Source organism: Nitrosospira sp. Nsp2 (genome assembly GCF_003050965.1).
In the GTDB taxonomy this organism is placed as follows: domain Bacteria; phylum Pseudomonadota; class Gammaproteobacteria; order Burkholderiales; family Nitrosomonadaceae; genus Nitrosospira.
Genome location: NZ_QAOU01000001.1, coordinates 710253 through 730385 on the forward strand (window position 1 = coordinate 710253; position 20133 = coordinate 730385).

Below are 20133 nucleotides of genomic sequence, written 5' to 3' on the forward strand. Positions count from 1 at the left end.
GAAAACATGAGCAAGCTACTCGATATCGTCAATTCCCCCTGGGCAATCCAGCCGGACAAGCTCAGGGAAATCAGGGCGATCTATGAAACCCACATGAAGGGGGAGAAGATCGACCTGGATGCGGTAAGGTCGCAAACGGGACTGCCCTTGCAGAACAAGCCGCAGGGCTACGATGTGGTTGATGGCGTTGCCATCATCCCTATCCATGGCGTTATCGCAAAGCGGATGAACATGTTCGCCGCGATATCCGGCGGCGCATCGTCGGAACTCGTCGGGCGGGACATTCAAGCCGCGCTCGCCGATTCCTCCGTGCACTCCATCATCCTGCACATCGACTCGCCCGGCGGGACGGTTGACGGAACGCCGTCGCTTGCAGACATCATCCGCGATGCGGGAGAAGTAAAGACAGTGGTCGCGTTCGCCGATGGCCTCATGGCGTCAGCAGCATATTGGATCGGATCTGCAGCCTCCTCAATCTACATCGATGGGCCGACCACTCAGGTCGGTTCCATTGGTGTGGTGGCGTCCCACGTTGACATTAGCCAGGCGCAGGCAAAGGAGGGAATCAAGACCACCGAAATCTCCTCTGGCAAGTACAAGCGTATTGCTTCCGGCTACGCTCCTTTGTCCGAAGAGGGGCGGCAGTCCATCCAGGATCAGACGGATTACCTTTATTCGGTTTTCGTCGAAGTCGTGGCGGTGAACAGAGGCGTATCGGTAGAGGCCGTGCTAAAGAACATGGCGGACGGAAAGACTTTCATTGGCCAGCAAGCCATCGATGCCGGGTTGGTGGACGGTGTTTCCACTCTCGACTCGTTGATTGCCAGCCTAGCAGCAGGCAGCAACCCCCTCAGTAAGCCAGCCGGTGCTGCTGGCAGCCATTCAATAACCATCGACGAAGGAAACCACATGTCAATTACTAAAGATTTTGTTGCAAAGAACCATCCGGATATTGCGGAGGCATTCCGTGCGGAGGGGTACTCCCAGGGCCGCTCCGAGGGCGTCAACGACGGCGCTACACGCGAGCGTGAGCGCATCCTGGCACTCGACGCCCTGCCTGCACGCGGTCACGAAGCGCTGGTGGCGACATTCAAGGCAGACGGAAAGACGACTGCCCCCGAGGCCGCGTTGCAAGTCCTGGCCGCAGAGCATGCCAAGGGCAACAAGATGCTCGCTGCCCTGGCTGCCGATGCGCCCAACGCAGTGCCTGCCGCGACTGAGCCCGGTACCGCTGCCCCAGCTGGAGACGACAGCCTTCCAGTCGAAGACCGCTGCAAAGCAACTTGGGAGAAAGATTCAAAGATCCGTGCCGAGTTTGGTACTTTCGATACCTATCTTGCCTTCGAGAAAGCATCCAGCCAGGGGCGCGTGAGCATTCTGAGTAAGCGAGCCTAAGTACCCGAATCCGACTGAAACAAGCTATTCACCAGACCCGCACAGTTAACGCTGGCGGGTTTTTTAATGTCCGTTTTTGAAAAAAGGAAAGCAACTATGAAATTCATGAAATCACACCTGTTCAACATCGCGCTTGCTGCTGTTGTCGTCGGCGCCGTGCTCGTCCTGGGCGTGCCCCAAGGTACGGAGGCGACCTCACTGTTGCCCATGATCGCGGGATTTGGCATGACTACCCTCGCGGCTAACCAACCTCGCGCCTACGAGCTGGGCAATCGCAACGAGATCCCGATGATCGCCAGCGACATTATCTATGAAGGCGCGGCGGTCGGCATCGTCTCGGCGAGTGGCCACGCACGACCCCTGGTTGCGGCGGATGCGTTTGCTGGATTCGCAGAAGCCCAGGCGGATAACTCGGCAGGCGCCGCGGCTGCTATCCGGGTTCGCGTTGTCACTGAGGGGTTGATTGAGTTGCCGGTTGCCAGCGTTGCCATTACCAGTATTGGCGCTGCTGTCTATGCCTCCGACGATAACACCTTCACCCTTGTTTCGACCTCAAACACCAAGATCGGTAAGGTCCGTCGTTTCATTTCGACTGGTGTCGCCCTGGTCGCATTCGAGGCATTTGTATCCTAAGCATCGGCTCGCTCGGTACCTAACAACCAGACATTCTCAGATAAGGAACGAAAAACATGGATCAACAGATTTTATCAAGCCGTGCAATTGTCGGCATGTACTACGCCCGCCTGGAGACCAATCCGGGCCTGGCGTGGGTCGATGGCGTGTCGAACCTGTTCGACTCGGACCAGGCAAGCGAGACGTATGCATTCCTCGGCCAATCGCCGGCGATGCGTGAATGGGTCGGCGGCCGTCAAGCCAAAGGCCTTAGTGGGGGTTCGTTGATTCTTACGAATCGGCATTATGAAGCTACCCTGGAGATCGCCGTGCGCGATGCTCGTCGCGACAAGACTTCGCAGATTGCTGCCAGGGTACAGGAGTTTGCCGATCGCGCCGAAACCCATTGGGCCAGCCTGCTCTCGACACTGCTGCTCAACGGCGCATCTTCGCTTTGCTACGACGGCCAGTACTACTTCGATACCGATCATTCGGAAGGTGACTCCGGCACCCAAAGCAACAGCATCTCAGTGGACATTTCCACTCTGCCGGCTGCTGTACACGGTGCTGTAACTGCCCCGTCGGTTGAGGAAATGCAGCAAGCCATCCTCGCTGCGATCGCGCAAATCCTGTCGTTCAAGGATAACCGCGGCGAACCAATGAACGAGAATGCCAAGTCATTCTCGGTGATCGTTCCGGTCGGGCTTTTCCTGACCGCTTCCGCCGCGGTAAGCGCCATCACGACTGGGGCACTTCAGCAAAACCTCAACCCCAACCTGATTGCGGGTCTGAAGATCGAAGTACACATGAATCCGCGCCTGACCTGGACGGACTCCTTTGCGGTCTTCCGTACCGATAGTCCCATCAAGGGGCTGATTCGTCAGTCGGAGACCGGTATTGAGCTCAAGGTCAAGGGGGAAAACAGCGAGTACGAGTTCGACAACCAGGCATGGCAGTTCGGCATCGACACCTGGCGTACCGCCGGCTACGGGTACTGGCAGCGTGCCTGCAAAGTGACGATGACCTAAAAGCGCATTGCGTCAACCATTGGGGCTTCTCTCCCGGGAGGCCCCTTTTTTCATGTTCTTCCAGGAAGAGGGGCATGAAAAAACTTCGAGGAGACCACCATGAAATACAAAGTTGCTGCACCGTTTGTTGAGTTTCATTCAGGCGTTTTAGTGCTGAGCAAAGAGCAAGTGCGTGATCGCATTCACAACCTGAAGAAGGTTAAAAACGGGTATGAGGTCGTGAACCCCGTGCAATTCAAGTGCGGCGAAGTGATCGGCTACGACGGCGAGCTCAACCACTATCTCGCCGATGCGTTTGGGGTTCCGTGGAGCAAAGAGAAGAGCAAGAAAGCCGCCGAAGTGCAGACGTCTGCACAAACCGATACGCCGCCGGATAATCCGGAAGATGTCGCACCCGGCGAGGAAGACCCCAAGGACGCGGAGTAACACGTGGCATTTGCCGAAGACTTGAGCGTCTTCTTCGATACCGATGAGTTCGCGGATGCGGTCACCTATAACGGCGCGCCGCTAGCCGGAATCTTCGATAACGCTTATTTCGAAGGGCAGGGCATCCAGGGCAGCCAGCCTGTCTTCACCTGCCCGACCGCGGATGTCGCCTCAGCGAGGCACGGCGATCTTCTGGTTCGCGCCGGCGTAACGTACAAGGTCGTCGGTGTCGAGCCGGACGGTACCGGGATCACCCTCTTGAGGCTGGAGAAGCAGTAATGCAGATCGACATACGGACCAACGTCGACAAGGTGCTTGCCCGCCTGGATGTCGTGTTCCAGTCCGAGATAAAAGACAAGGCAACAGTACGCTCGCTGAACCACGCCATCGGCAAAGTCAGAACCGAATCTGGCCGCGAGATCCGCAAGATCTACAACATCAAGCTTGGGGTTATCACCAAGGCAACCAAAGTCACGAAGGCGCACCTGAAACAGGCGAACTTGCGCGCGAGCGTGACTATTTCCGGTGGAACGATCAGCCTGGTCGAATTTGCAGCTCGGCCCGTCAACCCGTGGAACGTGCCAGGCAGGCCGCATCGCAAGCTGGGTGGCGGAGTGAGCGTCAAGGTCAAGGTCGCCGGCGGACGCCGCACGGTGAAGCACGCCTTCATTGCCACCACTAAGGAGGGATACCGCGGGGTGTTCATGCGGGAGAGCATTCCCGGCGCGCCGAAAGCGCGCGGCGGTGCCCAGCAATACAAGGATCCCATTGTGAACCTGCGCAGCATCAGCCTGCCGACTGCCGTTCGAAACAAGGCTGTCATGACCGCGCTACGGACGGTCGGTGGGGAGCAGTTCGAAAAAGAGTTTGCACGCCAAATTAACCTTTTGGGTAACAAATAATGGCTGATCACGTCAAGACACAGCTGCGTGCAGCTGCTGTAACGCTGCTGTCAGGACTGAGCCTGACCGGTTCACGTGTCTTTAAGGGCAGGATTTACCCGGTCGAGGATGAAGAGCTGCCTTGTCTTCTGATTGCGACGCCGGCCGAGGATCCCGAATATACCTCGATGGGTTATCCACGCAGGATACGGAGCCGGATTACGCTGAGCGTAAATGCGGTGACCAAGAACAATGACGACCTGGATGACGTCCTGGACGCCATCGAAAAGGAAGTTAGAGCTGCGATCGGCAACGACCCCACAATCGGTGGACTGGCGAAAGACGCCGTCATAACCGGCGTGACAACTGGCCTGCATGGCGACGGCGAGAAGCCTCGGGGCATGACAGCAATGCTGTTCACAGTAGAAATTCATACGAAGGAAGACGCCCCGGATATCGCCAGATAGCTCGGCTTTTCCCAAACCGGATCCCGGCCTCTTAGATTCTAAGCGGCCGGTTTTTTTTGCCCGTCTCTGCGGGCGCCACCACTTGAAAGGAAAACATCATGTCAGTTCGCACATCCGCAGGGACGACGCTAAAAATCTCTGCTGCAGCCCCCGCCACGTTTGACGCTGCCGGTTACGCTGCGCTTACCTTCACCAACGTTGCCGAGATCACTGACCTTGGCGAGTTTGGTCGCGAGTATGCGCTGGTCACGCACAACCCCATCGGCTCACGTGGCACCGTCAAGAAAAAAGGATCCTTCAACGAGGGAACGATGGCGCTCAAGCTGGGCCTCGATACCGACGATGCCGGCCAGATCCTTATAAAGGCAGCATCGCTATCCGACAACGATTACAGCTTCCAGATTACCTCACAGAACGGGGATAAGTATTACTTCCAGGCTCAGGTAATGAACTTCAAGGTTGGCTTGAGCACGGTTGACGCTGTCACCAGCGCGAGCGTGAACCTGGAACTGACCTCGTCGTCCGCGGGTGTCGGGGTCATTGAAGTCTTGGCAGCCTAAGCTCATAGCCTAGAGCCTGGCCTAGCAAAAAATCATAGAGGGGAATTGCAATGTCATCTGTAACGGGAAGACTTTCCTTGAATGTCGACATGCTGCTCAGCAGCGCACTCGATATCGGCGTGGCCGAGTACAAGCCACAGTACGGCGCCAATTACGTGTTCGAAAACGGGACGGGAGCGAACCAGGCTAACGAACTGTTTGCCGACGTCCGCACCCTTGCCGCATCGGCCAACGAGAACCTGGACCTGGCCGGATCGCTGACGAATGCATTTGGCGCGACGATCACGTTCGACAAGATCAAGGCGCTCATTATCAAGGCTGATGCGGGCAATACCAACGACGTGCTGGTGGGCGGAGCTGCCGCAAGTCAGGCATCAGCTTTCTTTGGCGACGCAACCGACGTGGTGAAGGTCAAGCCCGGCGGGACGGTCGCTTTCATCGCTCCGGATGCGACGGGGTACGACATCACCGCAACAAGCGCGGACCTGCTGAAGATTGCAAACAGCGCAGCCGGCACCTCAGTGACTTACACAGTCATCATCATTGGCGTGGTTTAAAGAAATGCGTATCTGGAAGTTTCCTCTTGTAGTGACCGACAGGCAATCTGTCCTCATGCCCGCCGGTGCGAATCTGCTGGACGTGCAAATGCAGGGTGACGAGTGCTGCCTGTGGGCCTTATGTGACGAGAAAGCGCCGCTAAGCACTCGCCACCTCGCGATGTATGGAACCGGTAATCCGATGCCGGACAACCCGGGTAAGTACGTGGCGACTTTCCAGATGCGGGGCGGTTCGCTCGTGTTTCACGCCTTTGAGTCCCCTGATCTGACTTACACCGGGCATTAGCCCATAACCAGCACCGACCAGGCCCGTCTGCCTCTCGCGGGTGATGGGCCCGGCACGGGCATCTTTTATCCCGCGAAAAGGAAGCAATCATGTTCGACATTAGCAAACTGGCAGTAAATGAAACAACCGATATTCATCTGCGCGGCGCAGACGACGAGCCGCTAGTCGCTGAGAATGGCAAGCCTATGACGATCACCGTGAACGGGCCAGGGACCAAAGCGTTTGCCAAGGCCCAGTCAGCGCGAAACAAGGCGACGATCGAGCGTTTCCAGCGCAAGGGCAAGAATAAGGCTGACACAACGCTTGAGGAAACTGCCGAGTTCCTCGCCGCTGTCACGGTCAGCTTCAATAATTTCCAGTACCTGGAGCTGGAAGGATACGAGCAGTTCAAGGCGTGCTACCTGGATACCAAGATCGGATTCATTGCCGAGCAGGTAAATAAGGAGCTGGGTGACTGGTCAAATTTTACGAAGGGCTCTACGAAGAGCTGAGCCTGTACATCCGGCAGATCGCCTGGCTCCAGGCGGTCCCGGAAGAAAAGAACAAGAAAAGAAGCAACCCGGGGATCGATACCCCCGAGCCGGTATCGCGCATCGAGAAGATCAAGGAAAACGGCGGAGAAGTCCTGCTGCCGGAAATCGGTGCAGCGGGATACCTCATTGACTACCTGTTGGAGATAGGCCCGGCGAGCAGCATCGGCATGGGCCTCGCCCAGATCGCTTTCACGGAGTTGCAAGCCTGGCAGCAATGCTCAGGAATAAGCCTGCAGCCCTGGGAGACGCAGATATTGCGCAGGCTGTCATCTGACTATATCGCAGAAAACAGGCGGGCTGAGAAGCCGGATTGCCCGCCTCCGTACGGAAATCCTGAACTTGAATTTGACCGCGAAGTAGTGGCGAGAAAAGTCACTAATGCGCTGAAGGCACTCGCGCGCGCGAAAAGGTAACCCATGAACATCGGTACGATGACAATCGAGATGGTGGCGAAGCTATCCAGCCTGGAGCGGGATATGAACCGAGCCAAAGGCATCGTCGCCGGGGCAATGGGCGATATTCAAAAATCGGCCAACCTGGTGAGCGGCGCACTCGGTTTGATTGGCGTTGGATTATCAGCCGGCGCATTTGCTGCCTATGCGCATCGCGTTGTCGACACACTCGCAACGATAGACGATGCGGCGCAGAAAACCGGATCATCGGTTGAGAACCTGTCGCGTATCGAGAAAACAGCACGAGCCTTCGGTGCCAATTTTGGGGACATCGATTCAGCACTCGTAAAGCTGGCCCGGGGAATTGCTACAGTCGACGATGAATCGAACCGAACCAATCAGGCATTAAGGGCACTGGGTCTGTCCTCACGCGATGCTGCAGGCAATCTTCGCGATCCATCTGAGGTGCTGATCGAGATTGCGAAGCGGCTGCAGAACTACCAGGACGGAGCTAACAAGTCTGCCATTGTTACCGATCTGTTCGGCAAGTCCGGTGCTAACCTGCTCCCCGTTCTGAACGACCTGGCAGAAAACGTCGATAAGTTCGGCAGTGTATCAGCGGCCTCGGCTGCCGAGGCAGCGCGGTTTCAGGACCAGATGGGCTTGCTCAAGGGCAAGGCGGACGAAGCGTTGACATCATTCTCACTGGGACTGCTGCCCGCGTTGAACCGGATAACTGGAGCAATGCAGGGATCGGCGGGCGGAATGAATGTCTTTACCGCTGCGGGCCGGTCGGTCGGTTCCATGCTTGAGTTCCTGCTGGTCAAGGGCTCGGCTGTCTGGATGCTGTTTGGCAATATGGGTGACGCCATCGGCACCCGCGCGCGACAGTTGATAGCGATTGTAAAGGGCGACTTCCATGAAGTCGGGCAGCTGCAGAAGAACCTGGACAACGAAATTGGCAAGCGAATCGCAGAGCACCAGCACTATGTTTCAACCATCCTCGGCGGAAATCAGCAGGTCGAGAAATCGACTCAGTCTGTAAAACCCCAACTCAACTACCTGTCGGGCGCGATTGACAAGAGCGGCGCTGTGTCGGGCTACGAACGGGCTACGAAAGCAGCCACGGACTACATCAATAAGCTGCGGGAAGAGACCGAAGCGGTTGGCTTAAACGCTGTTCAGATGAAGCTACTTGGCGCTGCTCGCGAGGCTGCGAAGGCTCCGCTTGAGTCTCAGCGTGCGGCGATCATGGAATCCGCCCAGGCATGGGCGATGGCGACCCAGGCGCAGGAAGAAAGCGCGGCTGCCGCAAAGGCGATCGAAGCTGAAGAAAAGAAACGACTCGATGGTTATGCCGCGATGATAAGCGCGGACGAGAAGGCCCTCCAGTCCCTGCAAGAAAAAAACAACCTGCTTGAATACGGCGCTAGTGCAGTCGCGGCAATGGGTCAGGCCGATTTGCAAGCTGCGCTCGATCGCGCGTGGGCCGCGGACAACATCGACATCAATGTGATCGCGATGCTTGAGCGTCGGCTTGAGCTATCCAAACAACTGGCGGCTGAGGCAAAACGCGGCGAGGCGCTCACGGCTGTCAAAGAAGCGGCTAAAGCGGCCTCGGATGCTTGGCAACACACTGCGCGCGACATCAACCGTTCGTTGACCGACGCTCTCTTGAGGGGTTTCGAGTCCGGCAAAACGTTCGCACAGAACCTGCGCGACACGATGGTGCACATGTTTCAAACGACGATACTGCGGCCAGTTATAGACTTGGCGATGGCGCCAGTGAGCAGGGGAATGGCGGGCGTGATGGGCGCGCTTGGATTTCCTGGTACAGGAATCGCAGGAACTAGCTCCGCTGCCGGAAACAGCTTCAACTTAATGAATCTCGCCTCTGGCGCGAAATCTATTTTCAGCGCCTTCACTGGCGGTGCATCTTCGCTCGTGACGTCGATTGCTACATCAGCAATCGGGCAGGCGATGGGGCTCGGCGTTGCTGGCGGATCTGCGCTTGGTGCCGGAGTAGGCATTGGCGGCGTTGGCGCTGGTGCCGGCGCTGGAACTGCGTTTATTGGTGGCGCCGGTACTGCCTTGGGTGGCACCGGCGCGACAGTTGCCGGGCTGACTGGCATGGGTTCAATGCTGGCCGCTGCTGCCGGTCCTCTGGCCATCGCTGCTGCTGCCGACATGATCTTCAGGCTGATAGCTGGGAACAAGACAATCAAGGGCGCTGAAGCGCTGACCTATGTCCCGGTTATAGGACCGCTGATCAATATGTTGTTCGGCATGGGCCCCAAGAAACTAGGGCCGCAGGAGCTCACCGGCAAATTTAGCGATCAAGGTTTCGATGGCCAGTTCGAGGCCGACTGGACACGCAAGGGCGGTCTGTTCGCCTTCGGAAAAAAGAAGGGTCGCCGTGGGCTGGGGATCTCCGCAGAGCAGGATGCTGCCCTGGACGCGATGGTGGGTGATATATCCGGCGCATTCCTGAGTCTGACGAAAACGACGGGTGACGCCGGACGCTCGCTTGCCGGGTGGACGTTCGAAGTCAAGCGCGCCATCGATACGGAAGAGAAGCAGGAAGAGCTAACAAAAGACCTTAGCAATAGCATTGGCTCGAAGCTTATTCCAGAGTTGACTTTGATCCAGCAAAAGGGCGAAGAACTGGCGGATACCGCCGCCCGTGCAAGCGCTGAATTCACTCTCGTCAATTCCATCCTCGACTTAACTGGCAAATCACTTGCGGTTGCAGGCTTGGCATCACTCGGCCTGCGTGACAGCCTCGTCCAATTGCTCGGCGGCATCGAAAACGCTGGATCCGCGCTCCAGCCGTTCTTCGAAAACTTCTATACCGACGCTGAGCGCGTGGCCAGCACCGGCCGGCTGATGAATGCCGAGATGAGCAAACTTGGCATCACAACGCTACCGACAACCCGCGCGCAGTTCCGCGCCCTGGTCGAGGCACAGGATCTGAATACCGATGCCGGGCAAAAGATGTTCGCCGCACTCATCCAGCTGGCTCCGGCATTCGTTACGGTGACCGATGCGATCGCCAAAGCGGCTGACGACGCAGCCGCCGAAGCAAAGCGTATCGCTGATTCGATCCAGCTGCTAACCACCGACGCATTCGCCACGTTGTTTGATTACACCAGGTACATCCGCCTGGCCGCCAATGCCGGTGTAACTGCCGCGCAGCCGGCAGGGCCCGTCTATCAAGCACCGGGACAAGTATTCCTGCCCGGGTTTGCAAGCGGCTCGAACGAAATCCCGCACGACATGACGGCGAGGATCCACAAGGGAGAACGGATACTGCCTGCAGCTGATAACCGTGAGCTGATGCGCAGGCTGAGCGACCCTGGGGCGGCAAATGACGCTCTTGTTGACGAGATACGTCAGTTGCGTGCCGAGTTGAAGGCGGTCCATGTCGCCATGGCTACCAATACCAGCAAGACAGCCAGGAATACCGAGAAGATGCTGCGGTTCACTGAAGAGTGGGACGTGAGCGGCTTGCCGCCGGAGCGCGCTGCATGAAGATAGTCGTACCGATTACGATCAATGACGCGGCGCTTATATCCACAAACGTTTCTGAGACACTGCATCCGCCATACGACGCTGGGTACGTGTACGCGCTCGGCGACCGGGTATCCATTATCGGGTCCGACATCCATGAGGTTTACGAGTCTCTTGTCGCCAGCAATGTAGGTAACGATCCCGCCGCCTCCACGACAAAATGGGTCTACGTTAGCGCCACGAATCCCTGGTTGATGTTCGACAAGTCCGTCACTTCCCAGACGGAAAATGCGGACAGCATTGATGTATCCCTGCAGGCGACCGGAAGAATATCCGCCCTTGCGCTCTTGAACGTCTCTGCGGTCGAAGCGCGCGTGGTCATGATCGATCCGCTCGACGGTGTGGTCTATGACGAGACCCACAGCCTTGTTTCCAACTCCGGGATTGACAGCTGGTACGACTATTTTTTTGAACCGATAGTGCGCCTTAACGACCTCGTCATAACGGGGTTGCCGCTTTACTCCGGGCCGATTATCAACATCACCCTGTCCGCGCCTGGTGAAACAGTCAAGTGTGGCGCCCTGGTGATAGGCCCAACGACCGATGTGGGTGAAACGCAATACAGTGCAGCCGTCGGCATTCAAGATTTCAGCACCAAAGACCAGGACACGTTCGGGAATTACTCCATCGTCCAACGTGCATACCGAAAACGCGCCACTTTCCCCGTAATCATTGACTCCGCCCGCGTAGACACATTGCACAACTTTTTGGCATCGCTGAGAGCAACGCCAACGCTATACATCGGGGCGGACGACTACACATCCACGGCCATTTACGGCTTCTTTAAGGACTTCACGATTGAAATCGTGTACGCGAAAGAGTCTCTTTGCTCGCTGGAAATCGAGGGATTGACCTAGATGTCGGATTTATATTTTGAGGAAGATTATGCCGAATCAGATTATGTCGAGGGGGTTGTTATGGCGATAGACGCGCTACCTCCGGTCCCGCAGCGCGGCGATTCTAAAGATGTATTTGACGGTAAAGCAGATACGTTCATGGCTGCTCTAGTCCTGTTTGCCCAGCAGGCCGACGCGGTCGCCATCGCGATGAACAACAATGCGACGAACGCTGAGAGCACCACGAGCCTGACCATCGGCACTGGCGACAGGATCTTTGTTGCTGATGTTGGCCGCAGCTATGTTGTAGGACAAACGGTCAAGGCCGCATCAACCGCCAGCCCCACGAACTGGATGCAGGGAGATGTGACCGCATACAACACCGTTACCGGTTCTCTGACGATCAACATGAACTTGTTGCAGGGATCCGGGACCTTCGCCGCGTGGACATTATCCTTGTCGAACGCGAGCTCGTCGGGTGGGTCGATTACGCAGGATTTTGCAGTCAAGTCATTGCAGCACGCGATCGGGGCAAACATCGCCTCCGCAGCCACAATCGACCTCTCTACCGCCACCGGTAACATAGCGCACCTTACAGGAAACACGACCGTAACTGGCGCGACGATGACCGCCGGTAAAGATGTTTTGTTAATTATCGACGGCACTCCGCAATTTAACTATCACGCCACGAACCTGAAGCTCAATTCAGGCGGCGCGAATATCACTGGAGCCGCGGGCGACGTCGCGCTATTCACCTATGACGGCACTACCGTACGGGTGACTTACATCAAGATGAGCGGGCATGCCAACGTAGAGACTGCGGCGCCTGCAGGCGCCCCCGTTGGCTCCTTCCTGCTCTATGCCGGATCATCCCCGCCCGCTGGTTACCTGACTTGCCCAACCACGCTGACCAATATTAGCCGAACCACATACGCGACACTGTTTACCGCAATAGGCACGACATGGGGGGTCGGCGATAGCTCAACCACATTTGGCCTGCCGTGGTTTGCCTCCGGTTATGCAATTTTGCAGGCAAACCCATCTGTGACCCTGGAGGGTGTGGGTAAAGCAACAGCCGGCGATAACCTTGCTCACACTCACACTTATGCGGACGTGGATAACACGGGATCAGTGAGCACTGGCGGCTCATGGATCAACTCGGTAGGTAACCTCACAACGAAAACGTCGTCCTCGTCAGGCGGATCCGCGAACTTGGCCGCGGGCGCGCGCGTACTGATTTGCATCAAATACCAGTAAGGAAGCCATGAGAAAAACAGTCTATTTATATGACCCGGTAACGTTCGCTCCTACTGGGGCCTATGACGCACAGGAAAGCCCGTTGGAGCCCGGCACATTCCTTACCCCCGTCCATTGTGTCGAGACTCCTCCGCCTGCAGTAGAGCCCGGCCAACTCATTTTCTTTGATGGAGTGGCTGCATGGATCGTGAGGGACGCACCTTTGCCGACTGCAGAGCAGAAGCTTCAGTACGAGATTGAGCGACGACGTCTCGCGGTGCGGCAACATATGAGCGCCGTAGCTCAAGCAGCGCCTGAGCACTTCAACAGTATCAGTGAGGCGAAGAGCTTCGTCGGAACAGATAACCCGCTGCGCGCCGTATCCGAAGCATTCCAGGTCTGGGCGGCCCAAGTGCAGACGTCTGCAAACGCCACGCTCGATGCGGTAGAGGCAGGCGAAACTGCGCTGCCCGCCATCTCTGATTTGATCGCATCACTTCCTGAGTGGGTGCATCCCTAAATGGCAACGATCATAAAAAGACTGACGAAAGGAACCCTGCTCACTAAAGCCGAGCTGGATGCAAATTTCACCAACCTGAACAAGGAACTGATCCAGCTCACCCCGGCTATTTTCGCGCCGAGAGCGGCGTATGGAAACGTACTCATCGAGCCGCCAGTCGCTGGAATCACCGTCACGGCCGGAGCCAATGTCAGCGTCAGCTCATCAGCCCAAGCCACGGTCGGCGGAGAGACGCTGTGGGTGGTAACGGCAACCGGGACTGGGGCAGGCCCGACAAACAACTTCGAGATCAACCTTCCGGTAGCCAGTGAGGCATTCTCAGCGAAGGACATCGCCTTCGAGATATACACACCCGACATGTCGAAAGTAGAGAGCATGACGCTTTATGTCGGCAGTGCCGCGTATGCAAAATTCGCCAGCCGCAATATCACTACCGCCTTGGTGCCAACTACTCAAGGCCCCTTCGCGATTAACGGGCTGACCGCATATTTCGTGCACGAGGCCTTATGGACGAAGAGTGGGTTTACCCATCCGGTGGGTGATCTGGATTGCACGCAGTGCAAGCTGCGCGTATTTTTAACCAGCGGCAATACTGCGACGATTGGATTGCGCTCAGTACGTGCCGGCGTGATGCGCAAAAAAGCAAGACTCGCCATTACCGCAGATGACGGTTACTCATCATTCATGCGCATGGGTCTGCCGATACTCCAGGAGTACGGCCTGAAGAGCACCATGAGCATCATCTATGCCACGGTGGGAACGTCCACCTATGCCTCGCTGAGCGATCTCCAAGCTTATGTGGCGGCTGGAAATGAATGCATCGCACATGGTCCGAACCATCCGACGACACTGGGAGCTGGCAACCTGTTTTCAGTCTGGACAACCGATGCTGAGCGTTTGGCGGATGTGCTCGCGTGCAAGAATTACCTGGTCGCCAATAGCTTGACGTCTGAATGGGGTGCCAAGTGTTACATCTGGCCCCAAGGCAAATACGCCAACACGGTAACAGACTTGGCGTTTCTCGGACTGATGCTTGATAACGGCTTTTCTGTAGCCCGCACCGCTGATGGTGCCAACCCGGCATACCATATGCAGAAAAACAACGCACTCAGCACGAGGAATCTACAGCGTCTCTGCGGCCCGATTATCGGGCACACCTGGACCAGTTCGGGAACGGAGGCAGCAAATATAGCGACAATCATTTCCTACATCAACGACGTAGCAGCAGCTGGCGGCGACGCCACCCTGATGATTCACCGCGTTGTCGGTCCGGATGCTGCCGCGAACTCAATCCAGATATCGAGCAATCGGCTGCGGGAGTTATGTGTCGCTATCAGGGCTCAAGTCGATGCCGGTGCGCTCGACGTGGTTCTGTACAGTGAGTATGCAAGATAGATCAGCCCAGCTTATGACCACAGCCGCCTTGAGCGGCTTTTTTTATGGAAAAACAAATAGAACAATTTGCGCCCCTGGTGCGAAGCATCGCATCCCGCATGAAGGCGCATCTGCCCGCATGTGTCGAGCGCGACGATCTGATTCAAGTAGGAATGATGGGTTTGATGCAGGCCCTGAATCGATACGAGGAAATGCCAGGGGCGAAATTCGAGACTTACGCGAGCCACCGGATCAAGGGCGCGATGCTTGATGAGCTGAGGCGCGAGGATTGGGGTCCGCGCCGGGCTCTCAGGAAAGGCGATGAGATTGTTTACAGCATGGTGAGTATTGACGACTTGCCGTCTGAACAGCTCGTGTCTCTCCATGCACGGCATTCTGATGAGGTTACGCCGCTGGACAGGCTGATGGAGAAGGAAAGGGTTTTCGCGGCGGTAGCGGCGATAGCAAACCTACCTGAGCGGGAAAAGAACGTGATCGATATGTACTACGGGCAAGACATGACGCACCGAGACATTGGAAATGAATTGGGCGTGAGCGAATCAAGGGTATGCCAGTTGCTTAAACGTTCGCTTGGGCACTTGAACGAAATATATAACAGCCGGAATCCATAGCCATGGCGCTTTTTACTCTCAAGCCCGGCAAGTCCGGATGGCTGGAATCCGGAGAACAGATTGGTCATGGCGCCTATGTCGTCATCATGGCGGTCGGTTTCGCCAATCCGATGCCATTGTGGGGCGCCGTGCTCCTGGCGATGGGGTATTTCATCCTCCGCGAGCTCGAACAAAAGAAATGGCACTGGGAATTGATCGGTAGGCAAGACACGCTTTGCGCCGGCCTTGCCTGCCTGATTTTTGCAGCGTTGTATTACGCGATATGAATGGCGCGACGTTTTTTAAAAGGAGAAGAAAAATGGGTATCGGAGCTAAAGCCAAAAAGTATTACGACAAGGCGGAAGGCAAGGTCGACGGCTTCTTCGTTCGCCATAAGGGGACGGTTCTCATATTGACCGCAGTTGCGATCGCGCTGGTGGTTTTTGGCTGGTCGTTCATCAAGTCGTTGTTCAGTTAAGAAGAGGGTGGCGGGCATGGCGTGTGAAGGGGAAGAAGAAAGACGGGAGCCGCGTAAAGGCCCTACCACCTATACGTTGTCCTTTGCCGGGATCATTGCCGTTGCCGGTCTTGCGGCGTCGGGGGTCGCTACTTACAACTCCATCCAGAACGACATCGCGAGTCTCAAGCGGGGAGAGTTGTATCAGGAACGAACCAATGACCGCTTGAGCGAAGAAATGAAAGCGATGCGGGTAGAGCATCGCGAATCCTTGCACCAGTTCAACGACAAGCTCGACAGGCTAATCGAGCAATGGCCGAACAGGAGGCGTTGATGAGATACCTGCCCATTTTGTTAGTGACCTTCCTTACGGGGTGCCCCGTTCCACCTAAGACGTCAAACCTAGAAACGGCGCCTGCGGCTTCCATGCTCGCCCCGGTCGCCGCTCCCACGGCATGGCCGGTTGTATTGCCGCCGGTCGAGGTTGTCGCGCCAAGGGCGAAGGACGTAGTCAAGCCCAAGCCGGTCGAAAGGAATCCATGCGTCGATCTCGATGTGGTTGACGTGGAGGATGCCATCAACCAGAAGCTGGACTGCTTGCTGAGTCCGCCGAAATGAGCTGGCTGAAGTGGCTACAAGGCTGGCCGGTGGCCTATGCCGGCGTTGGGTCTTTTTCGCTGGGGATAGGGCTTCACAGTGGGGTTGATTGGGGCTTGATCGCAGCTGGGGTCGGTCTGGTCGTTGCTGGGCTAATGCAGATATGCAAATGACACTCATTGAAAACTGGAAGGACGTTCTCAAGAAAGCATGGAGCGTCAGGATGACCTACGTCACAGCCGCGCTGGAATCCATACAGCAGGGGATCAAGCAGGTTCCCGCCGAGTGGTTGGGCCTGAATCCGGATCTGTTTGCCGCGACGGCGGATATTTGCGGTGGTCTTGTCCTCGTTTCCGCGGGGCTTACCGTCATCGTGCGACTCATGGAACAGAAGAACCTGACAGTGACCAAAAATGATTAAACCCTCAATCACGGAATCGCGGTCCGCGCTGGCCGCGCTGGCTCTGGCCGCTTCAACACTCGTGGGGATCGCATTGCACGAGGGCTACAAGGGCGAAGCGTATATCCCGGTTCCCGGGGATGTGCCGACCATTGGGTTTGGCACGACTGCCGGCGTCAGGATGGGTGACAAGACCACGCCAGAGCGCTCGCTGGTGCGACTGCTGGGCGAGATCGAGGACGTGTACGCGGGCGGAATTCGGCAGTGCGTTACCGTGCCTCTCTATCCGCATGAGTTTGAAGCATTCGTGCGGTTGGCATACAACATAGGCGTCCCTACATTCTGCCGAAAGGCCAAGCCTGGGAAGCCGCCGAACCTCATTGACCTCATAAACGCCGAGCGCTATGAGGAGGCTTGCGAGCGCATCGAGGCGTTCAAGTATGGTCCGGGGAGAAAGGTGTTGCCGGGGCTCGTCAAGCGACGTGCTGAAGAGCGGGCAATCTGCGAAGGGAAACGGGCGAAGGGTGCGGCGTGAGCCTGCCAGATGATTTTGTCATCGTTGACGGGCTGATCACCGTGGAGCAGCTCGTTCGTCGCGCGTACCTGATACGCAAGCGGTTTGACGACACGTCGCTGACAGGGCCTTACGGCTGGGTTATGAACATGGTCGAATCGGAACAGGCCAACGTATGTGAGATAAAAGGATACTTGGCCAGGCTGGGTTTTGAAGTCACGGGCGAGGATCACCACGCGCTAAGACGCATTGGGGAGCAATTGGAATTCCAGTTGGGACAATATGACCGCGTGGATAACGCGGGACAGTTTCGAGCGCGGCACGAGATACGACGGCATCGCTAAAACTGCGCAAAATGCGGGCGATTAAAACGCCCTGCAATCGATCTAAATCAGCACCTTAATGGTAGTACAAGGGGGTAAGGAAATGCTAATTCCAGCAGTTTGGGGCGGGACGGTTCTTGTGGCATTCGCGGGCGGATTGTATGTCGGTGGCTACTGGAATGAGGCCGGGCATAGCCTGGAAACTATTGCTGAACAGAAGAAAGAGATCAGGATCGATGGAGAGCGAGATGATGTGTCGAACGCTGCCGGTACCCAGGCGGTGGCCGTGCAAGAGAAGATCCGGACGGTGTTTAAAGACCGCATTATTTACCGAGACAGAGAGGTCCCATATGAAGTCACGTTGCGCACTGATCGCGGCTGCGTTATCCCTAAGTATTTTGTCAGCATGTGGAACAGCGCAAACCAAGGGGCGGTTCCCGACGCCGCCGGCGGAATTGATGAAAGCGCCTCCGACGTTGGGCTCACAGACGTTGAGCGGCAGAAAGAGCTCGAGTCCGAAGTCTGCATCGCCAACACGGAGCAATTGATCGGGCTGCAAGACTGGGTGGCCCAGCAGCTTGCAGTCAAGTGAAACCTTTTCGGGTTTACTGTAAGCCCGGCGATACGTTCTGAGACTGGAAAAGTTATGGTATTTACAACGGCAGGCTTTTGCCGTGTTCATATTTAGCTATTGAAACCGATGACATGGGCGTTTTCGACCCGTCCTCATGCTCTGCTATACTTGCCGGCTTCGTGAACCGGTTCTCGGGGCGCGAGTTTGTCATGCGACTGGGCACTCAATGGCACGGAATAATAGGTGGGCACGGGCGGGTCTAAACTCCTTTGTAGATTTCGCGATCGAGCATTGGGTAGCGATAGTATCGGTTCTTGCGAGCGGCTCGGCCGGTTACATTGCCAGTTTGTCTGAACCAATTGCAAAATATGGGCTAGTGGCGTGGGTTGCAATTGGATTGCTGGTCGGTCTCGGCGTCGCCGCTGTTGCTTGGTTATTAAGTGGCGTCCGAGTGAAACTATCTCAGGCGAACTGGGCGGATAGGCAGGCTCAAATGATAGCCATTAATCCGTTAGCAAAGAGATTTGAGCGGGAACGTCTGAAGCTCTCAGATTTTTTTCATCCTTTCTACATGGGTACTGAAAAAGCTAGATTTGAAGAATGTGAGTTATTAGGACCAGCGCACATCATCTTAATAGGCTGCGACCTGAGATCATGCATTTTTAATGACTGTGAAATAGTAATTATTAAAAATAACATTCCTATTAGGGGATGTACCGTATTTCTAAATTGTTTTTTTGAGAACTCCACTTTTTTTTCAGTTACCTTCTACATGCCTAAGGAATATTTCGAGGTCTTTAAGAGCAATAACGGGCAACATCCACCTGTTATTTCCGACGGAATGGCGGGTAATCTATAGACAAATTTTGTTCGTGTTGGCTGGGAGAAAATGCAATCGTAGAAGCTCCGGGATAACTCGTGGATCTAGATTTTTGCTCCGCAAAAACATTCGGCCGCAGTATTCATGCCGCTTTCCTAGAGGCGGTTTGGCCATAATTGCGGAGCAAAAACGGTCTTAAGTGGCTGAAGAGAAACGATTGAGCCGATAGCCTGTTAATCCGCAGGTCCCAGGTTCGAGCCCTGGTCGGGGAGCCAATATCCGTAAGGCTTTAAGCGATTTTCCGCATATTATTTCGGTCCGCAAAAGCATGGTTGGTCCGCAAATATGAAGGAAATATGTCATTTGGTAGGCGTGACGATCTGGCCCAGGCGGACGTAATGCTCGGTCATTTTGACGGAAGAATGGCCTAGCTGGCGTTTTGCTTCTACCAGTCCGTCGCTATCTACTTTCTCCGTTCCGGCCTTCGCACGCAGATCCCGGAACTGAAATCCCCTAATTCTTGCTGCAAGATCGGCTTGACCGCGCTGGTCAGCAGCTGCCGCTGCCTTGATTCTTGCACGCTCGAAGCCGTTGTCCAGGCCCGATGTGGTCAACGCACATACCCGCCTTTTGAAATGATCAGCGCCAAGTTGCGCACACTGTCTCGCGCTTCCTCTCCAGGAAGGTCTCAATCAGTCGCCCAGCTCGTTGGGCACGCCATCTTTCGTCAACATCAAACGCAATTTCTTCCCGCCCTTGCCCTGCTTCACAGCCAGGGTGCCCTCGCGGATATCCGTCTCGCGCATCTTGAGTGTGTCGGCCGGACGTTGCCCGGCCGCGACGCATCAATTCCGCAACAGAAAACCGTTTTCTGCCTTTTACGACGATAACTTTTTTCCTGGTGAGTTGCCTGAACCATAATCCTTTTCCTGAGTTTTCCATTTCGCGTAACAATCCAATCCGCAAAAATGCAGGACGTAATCGGTCGCTTCTTCATTAACTGCTTCGGATAAAGGGATTTCCTTGAAACAGACCTTGCATGCCACCCTATCGGGATCAGATGGTATTTCCGGTTCACGCATTTTTGAAGCTCCCTATTTTCAACCTGCCTCAATCCCACCGACCTTTTGCCCCGCCCCACCTTTTGCATTGTGACAAACAGAC

Annotated in this window: 29 protein-coding genes; 27 read left to right on the top strand and 2 right to left on the bottom strand. The window is 55.9% G+C overall.

The window, feature by feature from the left end; genetic code table 11:
* Positions 1-6: 6 nt before the first annotated feature.
* The 27 genes from C8R31_RS03165 to C8R31_RS03290 all read left to right on the top strand — a co-directional run bounded on the left by C8R31_RS03165 (position 7) and on the right by C8R31_RS03290 (position 19008).
* The gene (locus tag C8R31_RS03165) at positions 7-1395 is read left to right on the top strand and encodes a S49 family peptidase (RefSeq protein WP_107692589.1); all 1389 of its coding nucleotides are present in this window, start codon (positions 7-9) and stop codon (positions 1393-1395) included.
* Between the two features lie 96 nt (positions 1396-1491).
* Positions 1492-2028, top strand: coding sequence for a capsid cement protein (locus C8R31_RS03170; protein WP_219907431.1), 537 nt, complete (start codon positions 1492-1494; stop codon positions 2026-2028).
* Positions 2029-2084: 56 nt separating this feature from the next.
* A complete protein-coding gene (locus tag C8R31_RS03175) occupies positions 2085-3035 on the top strand; it encodes a Mu-like prophage major head subunit gpT family protein (protein ID WP_107692590.1) in 951 nt (316 codons plus the stop codon).
* 99 nt (positions 3036-3134) lie between these two features.
* Complete coding sequence (locus C8R31_RS03180) at positions 3135-3461, top strand: hypothetical protein (RefSeq protein WP_107692591.1); 327 nt, start codon at positions 3135-3137, stop codon at positions 3459-3461.
* Between the two features lie 3 nt (positions 3462-3464).
* A complete protein-coding gene (locus tag C8R31_RS03185) occupies positions 3465-3740 on the top strand; it encodes a hypothetical protein (RefSeq protein WP_107692592.1) in 276 nt (91 codons plus the stop codon).
* Positions 3740-4363, top strand: a complete 624-nt coding sequence (locus C8R31_RS03190) for a phage tail protein (protein ID WP_107692593.1) — start codon at positions 3740-3742, stop codon at positions 4361-4363. The genes C8R31_RS03185 and C8R31_RS03190 overlap by 1 nt, the downstream gene beginning before the upstream one ends.
* Positions 4363-4809: a hypothetical protein gene (locus C8R31_RS03195; RefSeq protein WP_107692594.1), complete on the top strand. Its 447-nt coding sequence runs from the start codon at positions 4363-4365 to the stop codon at positions 4807-4809. Before C8R31_RS03190 ends, C8R31_RS03195 begins: the two co-directional genes overlap by 1 nt.
* A 98-nt stretch (positions 4810-4907) precedes the next feature.
* Positions 4908-5369 (top strand): hypothetical protein, encoded by a 462-nt coding sequence (locus tag C8R31_RS03200; RefSeq protein ID WP_107692595.1) that lies wholly within the window; start codon positions 4908-4910, stop codon positions 5367-5369.
* 50 nt (positions 5370-5419) lie between these two features.
* Positions 5420-5926, top strand: a complete 507-nt coding sequence (locus C8R31_RS03205) for a hypothetical protein (protein ID WP_107692596.1) — start codon at positions 5420-5422, stop codon at positions 5924-5926.
* A 4-nt stretch (positions 5927-5930) separates the two neighbouring features.
* Positions 5931-6212, top strand: coding sequence for a hypothetical protein (locus C8R31_RS03210; RefSeq protein WP_107692597.1), 282 nt, complete (start codon positions 5931-5933; stop codon positions 6210-6212).
* Positions 6213-6301: 89 nt separating this feature from the next.
* Complete coding sequence (locus tag C8R31_RS03215) at positions 6302-6703, top strand: hypothetical protein (protein WP_107692598.1); 402 nt, start codon at positions 6302-6304, stop codon at positions 6701-6703.
* A 209-nt stretch (positions 6704-6912) separates the two neighbouring features.
* Complete coding sequence (locus C8R31_RS03220; RefSeq protein ID WP_107692599.1) at positions 6913-7158, top strand: hypothetical protein; 246 nt, start codon at positions 6913-6915, stop codon at positions 7156-7158.
* A gap of 3 nt (positions 7159-7161) precedes the next feature.
* Entirely contained in the window at positions 7162-10668 is a 3507-nt protein-coding gene (locus C8R31_RS03225) for a hypothetical protein (protein ID WP_107692600.1), read from the top strand.
* On the top strand, positions 10665-11564 hold the full coding sequence (locus C8R31_RS03230) for a hypothetical protein (RefSeq protein ID WP_107692601.1): 900 nt from the start codon (positions 10665-10667) through the stop codon (positions 11562-11564). The genes C8R31_RS03225 and C8R31_RS03230 overlap by 4 nt, the downstream gene beginning before the upstream one ends.
* Positions 11565-12800, top strand: a complete 1236-nt coding sequence (locus C8R31_RS03235; RefSeq protein ID WP_107692602.1) for a phage tail protein — start codon at positions 11565-11567, stop codon at positions 12798-12800. It begins immediately after the preceding gene.
* Positions 12801-12807: 7 nt separating this feature from the next.
* On the top strand, positions 12808-13299 hold the full coding sequence (locus C8R31_RS03240) for a hypothetical protein (protein WP_107692603.1): 492 nt from the start codon (positions 12808-12810) through the stop codon (positions 13297-13299).
* Entirely contained in the window at positions 13300-14694 is a 1395-nt protein-coding gene (locus tag C8R31_RS03245) for a polysaccharide deacetylase family protein (protein ID WP_107692604.1), read from the top strand.
* A gap of 44 nt (positions 14695-14738) precedes the next feature.
* Positions 14739-15305: a sigma-70 family RNA polymerase sigma factor gene (locus tag C8R31_RS03250; protein ID WP_107692605.1), complete on the top strand. Its 567-nt coding sequence runs from the start codon at positions 14739-14741 to the stop codon at positions 15303-15305.
* A 2-nt stretch (positions 15306-15307) separates the two neighbouring features.
* Entirely contained in the window at positions 15308-15571 is a 264-nt protein-coding gene (locus C8R31_RS03255; RefSeq protein WP_107692606.1) for a hypothetical protein, read from the top strand.
* Positions 15572-15603: 32 nt separating this feature from the next.
* On the top strand, positions 15604-15762 hold the full coding sequence (locus tag C8R31_RS15960) for a hypothetical protein (RefSeq protein WP_181320372.1): 159 nt from the start codon (positions 15604-15606) through the stop codon (positions 15760-15762).
* A 16-nt stretch (positions 15763-15778) separates the two neighbouring features.
* Entirely contained in the window at positions 15779-16075 is a 297-nt protein-coding gene (locus C8R31_RS03260; protein ID WP_107692607.1) for a hypothetical protein, read from the top strand.
* Positions 16075-16359: a hypothetical protein gene (locus tag C8R31_RS03265; protein ID WP_107692608.1), complete on the top strand. Its 285-nt coding sequence runs from the start codon at positions 16075-16077 to the stop codon at positions 16357-16359. The genes C8R31_RS03260 and C8R31_RS03265 overlap by 1 nt, the downstream gene beginning before the upstream one ends.
* Positions 16360-16507: 148 nt before the next feature.
* A complete protein-coding gene (locus C8R31_RS03270) occupies positions 16508-16759 on the top strand; it encodes a hypothetical protein (protein ID WP_107692609.1) in 252 nt (83 codons plus the stop codon).
* A complete protein-coding gene (locus C8R31_RS03275; protein ID WP_107692610.1) occupies positions 16752-17273 on the top strand; it encodes a glycoside hydrolase family protein in 522 nt (173 codons plus the stop codon). Before C8R31_RS03270 ends, C8R31_RS03275 begins: the two co-directional genes overlap by 8 nt.
* Complete coding sequence (locus C8R31_RS03280) at positions 17270-17596, top strand: hypothetical protein (protein ID WP_107692611.1); 327 nt, start codon at positions 17270-17272, stop codon at positions 17594-17596. Before C8R31_RS03275 ends, C8R31_RS03280 begins: the two co-directional genes overlap by 4 nt.
* 82 nt (positions 17597-17678) lie before the next feature.
* Positions 17679-18167 carry a hypothetical protein gene (locus tag C8R31_RS03285; RefSeq protein WP_146164540.1) on the top strand — a complete coding sequence of 163 codons (489 nt, stop codon included), beginning with the start codon at positions 17679-17681 and terminating at the stop codon, positions 18165-18167.
* 208 nt (positions 18168-18375) lie between these two features.
* Complete coding sequence (locus C8R31_RS03290) at positions 18376-19008, top strand: hypothetical protein (protein WP_107692613.1); 633 nt, start codon at positions 18376-18378, stop codon at positions 19006-19008.
* A gap of 320 nt (positions 19009-19328) precedes the next feature.
* On the opposite strand, the gene C8R31_RS16415 is transcribed toward C8R31_RS03290, so the two are convergent.
* Together C8R31_RS16415 and C8R31_RS03300 are read right to left on the bottom strand one after the other, a co-directional pair.
* Positions 19329-19583: a hypothetical protein gene (locus C8R31_RS16415; protein WP_107692614.1), complete on the bottom strand. Its 255-nt coding sequence runs from the start codon at positions 19581-19583 to the stop codon at positions 19329-19331.
* 264 nt (positions 19584-19847) lie between these two features.
* Positions 19848-20051, bottom strand: coding sequence for a DUF3330 domain-containing protein (locus C8R31_RS03300; protein WP_107692615.1), 204 nt, complete (start codon positions 20049-20051; stop codon positions 19848-19850).
* Between the last annotated feature and the right edge of the window lie 82 nt (positions 20052-20133).